This is a genomic window from Achromobacter sp. JCM 18799 (assembly GCF_055395645.1).
The window spans coordinates 4,517,684-4,529,038 of sequence record NZ_AP043866.1; the positions used below are offsets into that span (position 1 = coordinate 4,517,684).

An 11,355-nucleotide genomic window follows, 5' to 3' on the forward strand; every position below is an offset into this window, starting at 1 on the left:
GGAGCCCCGCCTCAAGCGCCGGGGCGCCATTTCACGTGCACGGCGGCCGCCAACAGGGCACAGCAGCCCAACAATAGATCCAGCCTTTGCCCCAGCCCCGCAAGAACCAACGAGGCCCCCAGCAGGTTGTAGTAGATCAGGCTCAGGATCGCGCCAGCCGTCCCCGCGGCGCAGGCATAGGCGCGCAAGGCATGGGCCAGGATGTTGGGTATCGCGATCGCGTAGGCCGCTGCAATCACGGCCATGCCGATGAGAAACGCCGAACTCCCGACAAGCGCGGCAACCAGCGCCGCGCCTGGCGCCATCAGACCGATACCCAGCAGGACGAGGCGTTCGGACGCATACCCCCGCCGCAGCAGCGCCGTGTTCAGGAACGCGCCGCACAGCGACGCCGCGGCCAGCGCCAACCCGCTTTCTCCGAACCCCAACCACGCATCCTGCAAGCGGGCGAAAAGGAATGGACCCAGCTGGTAATAGCCGAAAATCGCCAGGTTGAAAATGGCGATCAGCGCCGCGCTGCGCCAGATCGCCCGGTCTTGCAGCATGGCGCGCAGCGTCGGCCAGAAGGGCGCCGCCGCATGGGACTGCGGCCGGGTTTCCGGCCACAGCAATGCGCTGGCCCCGAGCAGCGCGACGGCGAGCAGGACCAGCGCGAGAAAGACGCCCTGGAGCCCGCCGGCCGCCGCGATCTCCTGCCCGGCATACATGCCGACCGCAGGGCTCGCGGCCAACGCCATTCCCAGAATGGAGAAGACCCGGGCCAGCGTCGGACCCTGATAGCTATCCCGCAGCGCCGTCTGCGTTACGATTGAGCCCGCGGCCGCGCCGAAGGCGCAGATCAATCTGGCTGCGAGGAACTGCGTGAAATCGCCCGCCGCCATGGCCCAGCTCGCGCCCAGCGCATATAGCGCCAGCCCTGCCAGCAGCGCCGGCCGGCGGCCCCGGGAATCACATAGACGACCCCAGAACACCACGCCGAAGGCAAAGGCCACGAACCAGAGCGAGAGCGTCTGCGCAGCTTCCTCTGGCGTGGCCCGATAGGCTGTTGCGATCAACGGCAAGGCGGGGCTGTACATCGTCTCGACGATCTGCGGAAAACTCAGCAGCGGAATGACGAGCAGAAGAGGCGGACGGCGGGACATGGCGGTATCGGTAAACGGAGAGTCCGTTTTTTAGCCGGCCGTCGCCTTCGCCGTTGTAGCCAGGAAGACAAAAAGCATCGGAACTCGGACAAATGGCCAGGCTCGCACCCACCGACGCGTTCAACCCCGACACCATGGCCCAGCCGGTGACGGGCATCGCATCGCGCCTGATACGGCACGATTCCGGCCTGCATAGCCATGGCCGGGGCCAACTGCTCTTTGCTCACGCGGGCTCCATCCGCCTCGCAATGCCAGGGTTGATCGCGGTACTGCCTCCGATCCGCGCGGCATGGATACCGCCTGGAACCGAGCACCGCGTCATGATCCGCGGCGAAGTCGAGTACCGCTCGATCTATCTGGACACCGCGCGTATCGCGGCGCCCGCGGCCGCCGCGGCCATACTTTCGATGACTCCGCTATTGCGCGAGGTGTTCGAGCGCATCAGCCTGGAACCCTTTGACGCCGACTGGTCCCAGGGCGCGCCGTGCAACCTGCTGGCCGTGTGCATGGACGAATTGCGCGCGGCAAGACAGGAGCCCATGCTGCTGCCCGTGCCCACGGATCGCCGCCTGGCCGGCCTGAACCTGGAGGAACTGCCGCCCGAACTGGATGCGCTATCGCAACGCGTCGGCGCGAGCGCGCGCACCATCACCCGGATCTTCCAACGCGAAACCGGCATGAGCTATCAGGCCTGGCGACAGCTCTGGCGCCTGCTGCGCGCCGTGGATCTGCTGGCTGCGGGCCAGAGCGTGACCGCGGTGGCGTTCGATCTGGGCTTTGCCAGCGACAGCGCGTTTATCGCGTACTTCCGGCAGATGACGGGGGAGACGCCGGGGCGGTATGTACTCAACGAACGATGAATTGCAGTAGCTGCTACGCACGCGCCAAAGCTACGCGGCGAGCCTGTCGGCCGCCGCCTGCAAGCCGCCCAGTATGCCGTCCGCTACCGCCTGCGGAAATCCTGGCGGCAATCTGGCGCGGACCATGCGCACAGCCTCTGGCGTGCGCGCGATCAGATCGTCCACGACGAACTGGACTCCCTGGCCGTCCGGCGTCACGACGCCATGTCGCGCGCCCACCGTCAGCCAGTGGCGGCGCTGGATGTCGCGCATGCGCCAGTGTGGGTTCTTCGAGCGCACGGCCATCGCCATCTTCGCGCGGACAGGCGACAGTTTGCCTGGCCCTTCGCCCAGGATCGGATAAGCGGACAGCACGTCGTATAGCGGGGTAAGTTCATATGCCCCGCCAGGCCGCAAGAACAGGCTGAAGTTCTTCGCGTGGCCGTCCGTTGCGCATAGCATCCAGAACAGGACCTGAGCCTGGAAAAATGTCCGCCGGTCATGCTCTGCATGGCGCGAGGTTTCGAGCAGACTCATAATGCGCTCGATGCCGGGTCCGCCATCCGCCTCGTACTTCAGGTGCGGCGGGGTGCCGGTGGCCTGACACATGTCTTCCTGCGGCAGGCGGATGAGACCACGGGCTCCGTCTCCGCCGTCCTGCCAGCGGCGGTCGAAACGTTCAACGGCGAGCACCTTCATGTCTTCGAAGCTCAGTACTTCCGTGCGCGCCACGGGCATGCCGTAGGCAGCCAGGATCTCCGAGCACAGCCATTCGTTTTCCACCGATTCGCTCAGATCGAACTTCATATTGCCGACCAGCCCCAATGGCAACTTGAGGATGTGAGTCGTCGGCGTGGCGCCTTGGGGCAAACACCATTGTCCGTCCATCCGCAGCAAGGCGGTCTTCTCTTGCGCACCTGCGATGGAAATGCGGAAATCATCCTCGGCGATGGCCTGGCCGCCGAGAAGCGCCGGCGCCGGCACGCTGCGCAACAGCTGCGCCACCTGGGCATCGTTCAAGGGCGAGGCTTGCACCGACGTCACGTCTGCAGGCGCTGTTCCCGCAGGCAGGATCTGCAAGGCGCCGGCGCAATCACGGCCGATCTCGGCAAGCAGGGCGAACGCGTCGGTCGATCCTGCCCGGAACCGGCGCGCAACCCGTTCGCGGATTTCCTTGCTGTCGGGCAGCAGGTTTTCGAAGTATGCGCGGACCACGTCGCCACGATGCGGGCCATTGCCCGGCGTGAAGGGCAGGGACAGCGACAATGGCCTGCCCGGCGCGGAGGCGACCCAGTCCTTGTCGTACTGCAGGACCTCGCCGGCGTGGGGTCGATTGCTCCACTCTCCGACATAGGTGCCATTCATCCATAGGCCCAGGATCTGCGCATGTGAACGTCGCCCCATGGCTTTACCAGCTGGGTTCGGATGTTGTTTCGGGTCCCGGCTGCGCCCCTTGCTGGCGCAGGACCATTTCGACCCCCAGGATGCTCAACAGCTGCAGCAGCCGGTCTGCGCTGACCTTGTCGGCATTGCGTTCCAGGGCGGACAAAGTCTGTTGTGTGACCCCAAGGCGCAAGGCCGTGGCCGCCTGGGTCAAGCCGGCCTCTTTGCGAAACCCCTGGAGCAAGGCCGGTAATTGTGTCGCGGTGCGTACGGTGAAATCCATAATACAAACCTCAAGCTGTATTTCAGATATACAAAGTCTAGGCTGTTAATCTGAAATACACAATGTGGTTTGTGGCTTTTCACAGCCTACGATTTGTATTCTCTAAAAACAAATCATAGGCTGTATTTCGCGAACAGCACCTAGCTTCAATCCGCATGGTCCGGCTCCGCTTCTGCGAACCGCGAGACTACTGGCCTGGAGATCCCCCGCAATCCGACCCGATCCTGGACACCGGCAACGGCGTGTCCCCGCCCGTATTCCCCGCAAACCTGCGGATCTTCTCCGCCAGCTCCGCCGTGGGCTTCTCATAGCCATAGCAATACGGCGGCGTCGGCGCAGCCTCGGGCCGGTAGTCCTGCAACACCGGCTTCGCGTCGCCCAGATACAGATTGTCCTTCAGCCGCAGGAAGGCCTTGTAATCGCGCGTATAACCGTGTTCGTCCTTCCGCGTCTCATAGGCGCCGCGGTCGGATTCCCCATTCTCCAGCGCGCTGCGCTTGGCGGCGACCGGAATGTAGTGGCAATAGTTCACGTTGATGCCTTCCACTGTGGGGAAGAACTCCGGCTCCACGCATTTGCGCTGCGCGGAGTTCTTGAAGATATTGCCTTCGACCAGGGCCTTGGCCTCCAGGCTGAAACTCATGCCATAGAAATCCCAATCTTCCAGCAGATTGTTGAACAGGTGGAAGGTGCCGAACTGCCCGCGCGGATTGCGCTGCACGGTGTTGAGGAAGTAGTTGTGGTGCAGCGTCACGCGCGCAATCGAGTCGCGGTCGTAGTTGGCGTAAAGGTTCTTCGACGTAATGTTGTTGAGCAACATGACCTTGTTCGAATTGTGAAACTTGGTCCATGAGATCGTGACGTCGGTCGACCCGTTCTTCACGTTCAGCAGCCGGTCCGACATCCGCGACAGATCCATGTGATCGACCCACACGTCACGGCTGTTGTTGGCCACGTTCACGGCCTGCGTAAGCCGCGACAGGCGTCCGTCTATCGTCAGGTGCGTGAGGATGACGTTCTTGCTGCCATACACGCCCAAGCCATCGTCGATCAGGGTGACGCGCCTGCCGCGCCCGTCTATCGTCGTGTTGGACGGCACGCGCAGCTGCGTATCCAGGACGATGGTCATGTCGGAGGCGAAGCGTATCCAGGTAGGTCCTTTCTTTGCCTGCGCCAACGCGGCGCGCAGCGTTCCGGGACCCGAATCCTGATCGGACGTGACGTCGATGAACTTGCCGCCCAGGCCGCCCGTGGCCCGGGCGCCGTAGCCCTCGCGCTGCTGCAGCAGCGCCGCGACGGACGGACAATGCTCGTCCGGGCTTTTGCACGTTTCAGCGGCGGTGGCCGTCCCGCCGTACGACATGGCCAGGGCAAGCAGCCAGCCCGCGGTTTTGATTGCAGCCTTCATCGGCACTCGCTCCTATTGCTGCGCGGACTTGTCCGCGGCCGTGACGTGGCGCCAGATGCCGCCGCTCAGGCGCAGGTTTTCCGGAGGACCGGCCAGATGCTCCCTGAGCCGTTCGAAATAGGCCTGCTGCCAGCGCAGGGAATACGCCTCGGCGTCCTCGCCAGGCTTGGCCGCGGGCAGCATCTCCAGCGTGTAGGCGACGCGGCCGTTCTCCCAGCGCGGCGCGTAGAACACCGAGGGCACGCCCATGCGATGCGCCAGGTGGGACGCGAAGCCGGAGTAAGTCACGTCCTGCCCTTCGAAGGTGGTGCGAGGCGCCGCCGGATTGGCCGCGCCGTCTATCGCCAGGCAGAGCACGTAGCCCGACGTCAACGCGCGCATGCAGGCCTTGGCGACCTGCGCCTCGGTCTGGTCGGCGGTGGAGATCAGCGCCGCGGAGTAGCTGCTCTGCGCGATGCTGGGCGCGGTCGCCAGCCAGCGCGACGGGATGCCCACCAGTTCCAGCGCCATCAGCCCGGCATACATGGGGCCGACGTGCGCGGTGGCGACCACCACGCCCTTGCCGCCCGCCAGCAGCGGCGCGAAGAAGCGCTCGCCGGTATCCAGCTCTCCCAACACCTGCATGGCCTCTTCGACGCTTTCCTCGCGGCATTCGAGCCAGTCGAACAGCAGGTGGTCCACCAGATGGCCCCAGCGCGCGCGGCGCTCCCATTGCGCGCGATCGATACTGGTGTCGCCGCGCATCGACCAGGCCCAGTCCAGTCGCGCCTGCGGGATCGGTGCGGTGTGCAGCCGTTCCTCCAGCTGCGTCATGGCCTCCTGGAAGGTCGCCGGCAGCCGCTGGCCGCGTTGCGCCACGTACTGTCCGAAGAGCGTCTCGGCCTCCTGCTTGCGGCCCGCCTGCGACAGCGCGCTGATGGCCGCACGCTGCCAGAGCTGCTTTTCGGGCGACTTCTCCAGCAAATGCATCATCTGGTCGGCCGCCGCGTCGTACTGCAGCGTGTAGCGCAGCGCGCGCGCATAGAAGGCCCGCGTCTGCTCCAGATCCGGCGCCAGGTCGATGGCCTGCTTCAACGGCGTCAGGGCTTCCTTGTAGCGTCCGGCGCGCAGCAGGGTCTCGCCATGCAGCGTCAACAGCCTGACATCCGCAGGCGCCGCGCTCAGACCGGCCTCGAAGTGCGCCAGCGCATGTACCTTGCGGTCGTCTTCGGTGCCGCGCCGCAGATGCGCCAGACCCAGGGACGAACGCAGGACCGCGCAGTCGTGGCCCGCGCCCAGGGCCGCGTCGCCGAAGGCGATGGCGGCCGCCACCCTGCCGTCATCCAGCAGGGCACGCACGGCCATCGTCGCCACGCGCTCGTTGGGCAGCTCTCGCGGGTCCAAGGCGGCTGCCATGCCTGCCGCCTCGGCCGCATCGCCATTGCGCACGAAGGCCATCAGCCAGGGGTAGGCTTCGCCAGGCTCGTTTTCCGCCAGGTTCCTGGTCGCGCGCGCGACCTCGGCAGCCTCGGCCACGCGGCCGGCCTGCACGCGCAACTGGATGCGCGCCGCATGCAGCGCCGCCGCGCCGGGCTCGATGCCGGCGGCGGCGTCCGCCTCGGCGATGGCGCGGTCCCATTGCTCCGTGCGCCCGAACAGGCTGGCGAGCAGGCGGCGCTCGTCGGCGCGCGCAGGATAGACCGCCACCATGATCTCCAGCGCGGCGATCGCGGCAACCAGTTTGCCTTCCCGCACCAAGGGCGAAACCAGCAGGCGGCGGGCATCGCGCCAGCCCTCCGCAGCCTCGCGCAGCGCCGGTTCCAGCATGGACATGTCGTTCAGCGGCTCGGGCGAGGAGTGAATCTGCCTGATCACGTCACGCAAGCGTGCCGCAGCCTCAGTACCAGCGGGACGATCCGCAATTGCCGTATCAACCATGACGCAATCCTCTCAACAACGCCCACGCCACGCGAGCGATGAACATCAGCACAAAACCCAGCGCCAGCGCCTGCAGCAGCAGGATCCCCGTGCGCGGACTGCTCGGGCGGTCCGTGGGCACCGGCTGCGCAATGATGGACAGGTAACGCTGCAGCCGCAGCGTGTCCGTCATGGCCTGCTGGTAGGTCTGCTGCGCCAGGGTCAGGTTCGAATCCGCGAAGGCCTGGGCGTTGCGCAGCGCCTCGTAGGACTTGAGCTGTTTCGCTTCCGTGTTGCCCGCGCCGCTCAGGCGCTGACGAACGGCCGCGATCCGCTTCTTCAGGGAAGTCACCTGCATCTCGGCGGGCCGCAGCATGAAATGGTCCTTGTTGCCCAACGCGCGGATCTTGTCGAGATTGATCTGCGCAGTGTTGAGCTCGCCTTCGAGCTGGCTGGAGAGGTTCAGCAGCATCGTCACCGTGGCCGTGGGATCGATGTTGCCGTGCGTGGTTCGCCATGCGGTCAGCGTTTCCCGGGCGGCCAGGGCCTTCTGCTCCGCGAGCTTGACCGCTTCCTCGCTCACTTTCAGCTTGTCGGCGACGCCTTTCTCGTTCATCGAGCTGACGAAGCTCTCGGCCAGCTCGATCAGCGCCCTGGACAGCAGCGCGGCGTCCTCCGAGGAAAATGCGCTCACGCGCAGCACGTCGATCTGCTCCAGCGCATTGAACGAAACCTTGACGGAAGCCCGGTAGGCGCGGAAGAGATCGTCCTCGCTGGCGTCTTCGGCCAGGTGATTCACCGGATCCAGGCCCGCACGGATCAGGTACTGGCGCAGGCCGACCTTCTTGTCCAGCTGCTGCATGGCGTCGCGCGACTTGAGGAAGTCGGCGACCGCCCAACCATCCACGAAGCCGCCCAGCATGCCGCCCGCGTTGCCCGTGGTCAGCAGGCTGGCCGCGGCCCCTCCGCCGCCTTGCTGGCCCGAGGCCGACTGCACGAAGAAGCGCGACTCCGCCTCGTAGCGCGGCGTGGCGAAGAGCAGCAGGTAGACCAGGGCGCACGCGACCGGCGTCAGCACGATGAGCGTGTTGATCCAGCGGTGGCGGCGCCGCTCGCGCAGCGCCGATTGCCGCTCGCCGCGGCGGCGTTCGATTTCGGACCTGCCTTCAGAGGCCGATTCCGCCCTCATCGAAGCCGCCTCCGAGGACGTCGTCGCCTGTGCCGGATTCGCTCCTTGATCGTCGCGGGGGGAACCTGCGGATGCACTGGTCGAGGTCGTCTTCGATGCTGAGTGCGCTTCGTTCATAAATCAAACCCTTGAAGCAATAGTCCGCCAACTGATTCTGGCGGTAACTGGAAAGAATGAGTGTCCGGCCGACCAGGCGCTCTTCGAACAGAGCCAGCCACAGGCGGGTGAAACGGCAAGGCTCGAAAGGGATGGCCCCTTCGATCACGTAGACATCGAACGCCGGCGCCAGCGCCAGCGCGAAGGAAAACTCCTGCCGCGCGTAGAGCGGCCAATGCTCCATGGGCTTGGCCAGGGTTCTGGGATCGCTGACCAGGTCGGCGACCAGTTCGTGCGTGGCATCCGCGTCGATCTCGTACATCTCGCTGACGAAGTCGATCATGCTCAGGCCGTTGGCCTTGCCGCGGATGAAGCCCTGGCGGCCTATCGCCCAGGACACGTTGCCATCGTGCTTGACGAAACCCTGGCGCGGCGGCCGCAAGCCGCACAGCACATCGACGATCTGGCGATGCAGTTCCGGCGCGGGCGACAGCAGCGCATAGCGCCCGACCGGAATGTCGAGATCCACGTTGGAAAGCAGCGCCTGCCTGCTGCCGAATGCATAGGGCTCGTCAGTGACGCCATTGAGATGGATCATCTTCTTCCCTCACATCGGCTGGACATTGGGACGGGCCAGACGCTCCGCCGCCAACGCAAGCACCATCATGAAAACCAAAGAGGTCAGGAAGTACCCCAGACTCGCATCATGCGAGGTGTAGGCCTCGAAGTACGCGGAACGCAGCAGCTGCATGCCATGCGCCAATGGCAGCCACAGCATCCACGGCCGCAGGTTCTCCGGCAACTGCTCCGACACGAAGAACACCGCCGCGAAGATCTGCAGAAAGCGTTCAATGATCGGCGCGAGCCTGAGAAAGAAATGCCAGTAGGTCGCGATCGATCCGAACAGCACGCCCAGCGCGGCCCCGAAGCATCCCATCAGCACGACAAAAAGCAGGAAGCCGGACCAGCTTTTCGGCAAGGTCACGAGCTCCAGCGCATGACCGGCGCTGATCAGCACCAGGAACACCACCAGATACACCGACACATAGATGAACGCCTGCACCAGCGCGCACATCAAGGGCGTGACGCCCTGGAAGTTCAGCAGACCGCGGGCTGACACGTAGGCCGTGCTGCTCCTGAAAGCGATCTGCCGGAACATGATCCAGGTCGTCGCGCCCAGCAGCGAGAACGTCTGCACGTCCATGCCCATGATGTAGTGCGTGCCCATCAGGATGTACAGCGACGAAATCAGCGTCAGCAGCACGACCGGGCCCACCAGCGCCCATACCAGGGCGATCCGGCTCTCGCCATGCATCACGCGCAGCTGGTAGATGAACATCGCCAGCAGCGTGCGCCCGACCGGCCGGACCTTCACGGAATGGCTCGGATCGTGCCCCTCATGCAGGCCTTGCAAGCGGGCTCGCAATATCGCGAGATCGCCTGCCTCGTCCTGCGGCACTTCGACCTCCAGCGCAATGTCATTGCGCGAGGCGTGGCGGCGCGCTTCGCGCGCCTCGTCCTGTTTGCGGCGCTCCACGCGCCGCGCGTGCGCCGCGGCCAGGCGCTCGTCTTCGGCCACCAGTTTGGCTGGCATGTAGCCGGGCGCGAACACCTCGACGCCGTCGCGGATATCCATTTCCAGCAGGCGCACGATGACGCGCAGGCGCCGGCGCGAAAAATCCGCCAGCGTCTCGTCGACGTCGCTGCGCGCGATCTCCGCGTCCAGCTCCGCCTGCACCGCTTCGTACACCGCCCGCCGGGCAGCCACGGAATCGTGCGGCTCGCCCTGCAGGCGCGCGACCAGAGGCTTGAGCAGGACGGCCGGCGTGGCCTTTGCTTCAAACAATGCCGCCGGATCCAGGCGCCAGGCCGCGACGCCGGATCCTACTGCGTAGCTACTTTCCTTACGGCGCGAACGCCAGCCCTTGATCCTGTCCTCGTTACTCATCGACACGCTATTGGCTTATGCCGGACGAGCCGCCCGAATCGCTGTCAATGGCGCGCGTGGCGCTGAAGCCGGCGCTCATCGTGACGCGGAACGCGGACAACACCTTCTGCACCTGCGTGAACGGCGCATCCGAAATATAGATGGCCTGGCCTTCCTGCACGGTGAATTCGCGCGCCAGCGCCACTTGCTCCGGACGCGTCAGATCGAACTGGTAGACCACCGGCAACAGATCCGGCTTGCCCTCGGCGCCAGCCTTGGCGGGCGTGAACAGGAACACGGAACGCGGATCCGCCAGCTTGTCGTCCAGGCCGCGGGAATCCGCCAGCGCATCCAGCACGCTGTAGTTGCGCTTGCTGATGGCCACGCGCCCCTGGGTGCCGGCGGCGCCCAGCACGGTCAGGTACTCTTTCGAGTCATAGGCGGTGATGACATCGCCCGCGCGCAGCAGGATGTCGTTGTTCTGGTTGCGGTAGATATCCGACAGCCGCACCGACGCCACCTGGTTGTCGCGGCGCAGGCTGATGACGAGCTGCTCGGGGTTCGTCTGCACCGGCGCGGCCTGGGCCAACGCGCTGCTCAGGCGCTGCGAGGTCTGGGTGATGGGATACATGCCGGGCTTGGTCAGGTTGCCCTGCACCGTCACCATCTGGCCGCGCGCATCCGCGGCGCGCGTCACGCTGACGTCGGCGCCCACGACGAGCCTGGCCAGGCGCGCGACAACGGCGTCATGCAACTGCGCCAGGGTCATGTTGGCGGCATGGAACTTGCCCAGAATTGGGAAGCTCACATTCCCCGCCGGGTCTATCTCCTGGTTTCCCAGGTCGCTCACGCCGGACGGATCCGCCGCGAACACGCCCAGCCCGCCGCGCTCCCATACCTTCACGTTGATGCCGTCACCGGGAACCAGGCGGTCGAATCCGGCCTGCGTGAGATCGCGGTAGCGCACGGGAAAGTCGGCCACGTCGGGCACCCGGCTGGCCTGCACCAGTTCGCGCGACACGGGCATCACGATGACGTCCTTGTCATCGTGCGCGCCCGTCATTTCGCTCAGCATCGGGCCGGAACGGGGCAGCTGGCACCCCGCGAGAGTCAGCGTGGCAAGAACCACCATGGTCAGGGCTGCTTTGCGCCGCAGCCCTGAACCCGGGACGTACATATGCATAAGATCCTT

10 protein-coding genes are annotated in these 11,355 nt (G+C 65.5%); 1 reads left to right on the forward strand and 9 read right to left on the reverse strand.

Annotation, left to right across the window (positions count from 1 at the left end):
* Window positions 1–11: 11 nt before the first annotated feature.
* Window positions 12–1,142, reverse strand: a complete 1,131-nt coding sequence (locus ACZ5YA_RS21260; protein ID WP_464091202.1) for an MFS transporter — start codon at window positions 1,140–1,142, stop codon at window positions 12–14.
* Between the two features lie 92 nt (window positions 1,143–1,234).
* On the opposite strand from ACZ5YA_RS21260, the gene ACZ5YA_RS21265 reads away from it, so the two are divergent.
* Window positions 1,235–2,002, forward strand: a complete 768-nt coding sequence (locus ACZ5YA_RS21265; RefSeq protein ID WP_059376929.1) for an AraC family transcriptional regulator — start codon at window positions 1,235–1,237, stop codon at window positions 2,000–2,002.
* Between the two features lie 30 nt (window positions 2,003–2,032).
* Here the strand turns inward: ACZ5YA_RS21265 and ACZ5YA_RS21270 are convergent, their stop codons facing one another.
* The 8 genes from ACZ5YA_RS21270 to ACZ5YA_RS21305 all read right to left on the reverse strand — a co-directional run bounded on the left by ACZ5YA_RS21270 (window position 2,033) and on the right by ACZ5YA_RS21305 (window position 11,346).
* A complete protein-coding gene (locus tag ACZ5YA_RS21270) occupies window positions 2,033–3,385 on the reverse strand; it encodes a type II toxin-antitoxin system HipA family toxin (RefSeq protein ID WP_464091203.1) in 1,353 nt (450 codons plus the stop codon).
* 4 nt (window positions 3,386–3,389) lie between these two features.
* The gene (locus ACZ5YA_RS21275; RefSeq protein ID WP_054455917.1) at window positions 3,390–3,650 is read right to left on the reverse strand and encodes a helix-turn-helix domain-containing protein; all 261 of its coding nucleotides are present in this window, start codon (window positions 3,648–3,650) and stop codon (window positions 3,390–3,392) included.
* A 184-nt stretch (window positions 3,651–3,834) separates the two neighbouring features.
* Complete coding sequence (locus ACZ5YA_RS21280; protein WP_464091204.1) at window positions 3,835–5,055, reverse strand: pectate lyase family protein; 1,221 nt, start codon at window positions 5,053–5,055, stop codon at window positions 3,835–3,837.
* 12 nt (window positions 5,056–5,067) lie between these two features.
* Entirely contained in the window at window positions 5,068–6,972 is a 1,905-nt protein-coding gene (locus ACZ5YA_RS21285) for a Vi polysaccharide transport protein VexE (protein WP_059376922.1), read from the reverse strand.
* Window positions 6,965–8,140, reverse strand: a complete 1,176-nt coding sequence (locus ACZ5YA_RS21290; RefSeq protein WP_464091205.1) for a KpsE/RkpR family capsule polysaccharide export protein — start codon at window positions 8,138–8,140, stop codon at window positions 6,965–6,967. The genes ACZ5YA_RS21285 and ACZ5YA_RS21290 overlap by 8 nt, the downstream gene beginning before the upstream one ends.
* Complete coding sequence (locus tag ACZ5YA_RS21295) at window positions 8,118–8,834, reverse strand: P-loop NTPase family protein (RefSeq protein WP_251878543.1); 717 nt, start codon at window positions 8,832–8,834, stop codon at window positions 8,118–8,120. Before ACZ5YA_RS21295 ends, ACZ5YA_RS21290 begins: the two co-directional genes overlap by 23 nt.
* A gap of 9 nt (window positions 8,835–8,843) precedes the next feature.
* Window positions 8,844–10,184 carry a sugar ABC transporter permease gene (locus ACZ5YA_RS21300; protein WP_059376917.1) on the reverse strand — a complete coding sequence of 447 codons (1,341 nt, stop codon included), beginning with the start codon at window positions 10,182–10,184 and terminating at the stop codon, window positions 8,844–8,846.
* A 7-nt stretch (window positions 10,185–10,191) separates the two neighbouring features.
* Window positions 10,192–11,346, reverse strand: a complete 1,155-nt coding sequence (locus ACZ5YA_RS21305; RefSeq protein ID WP_059376915.1) for a polysaccharide biosynthesis/export family protein — start codon at window positions 11,344–11,346, stop codon at window positions 10,192–10,194.
* Window positions 11,347–11,355 lie beyond the last annotated feature (9 nt).

Excerpts from the sequence above, each read along its gene's own strand:
- ACZ5YA_RS21265 (WP_059376929.1), top strand. The coding sequence starts at position 1,235 with ATGGCCAGGCTCGCACCCACCGACGCGTTCAACCCCGACACCATGGCC.
- ACZ5YA_RS21280 (WP_464091204.1), bottom strand. The coding sequence starts at position 5,055 with ATGAAGGCTGCAATCAAAACCGCGGGCTGGCTGCTTGCCCTGGCCATG.
- ACZ5YA_RS21270 (WP_464091203.1), bottom strand. The coding sequence starts at position 3,385 with ATGGGGCGACGTTCACATGCGCAGATCCTGGGCCTATGGATGAATGGC.
- ACZ5YA_RS21260 (WP_464091202.1), bottom strand. The coding sequence starts at position 1,142 with ATGTCCCGCCGTCCGCCTCTTCTGCTCGTCATTCCGCTGCTGAGTTTT.
- ACZ5YA_RS21285 (WP_059376922.1), bottom strand. The coding sequence starts at position 6,972 with ATGGTTGATACGGCAATTGCGGATCGTCCCGCTGGTACTGAGGCTGCG.
- ACZ5YA_RS21300 (WP_059376917.1), bottom strand. The coding sequence starts at position 10,184 with ATGAGTAACGAGGACAGGATCAAGGGCTGGCGTTCGCGCCGTAAGGAA.
- ACZ5YA_RS21295 (WP_251878543.1), bottom strand. The coding sequence starts at position 8,834 with ATGATCCATCTCAATGGCGTCACTGACGAGCCCTATGCATTCGGCAGC.
- ACZ5YA_RS21290 (WP_464091205.1), bottom strand. The coding sequence starts at position 8,140 with ATGAGGGCGGAATCGGCCTCTGAAGGCAGGTCCGAAATCGAACGCCGC.
- ACZ5YA_RS21305 (WP_059376915.1), bottom strand. The coding sequence starts at position 11,346 with ATGCATATGTACGTCCCGGGTTCAGGGCTGCGGCGCAAAGCAGCCCTG.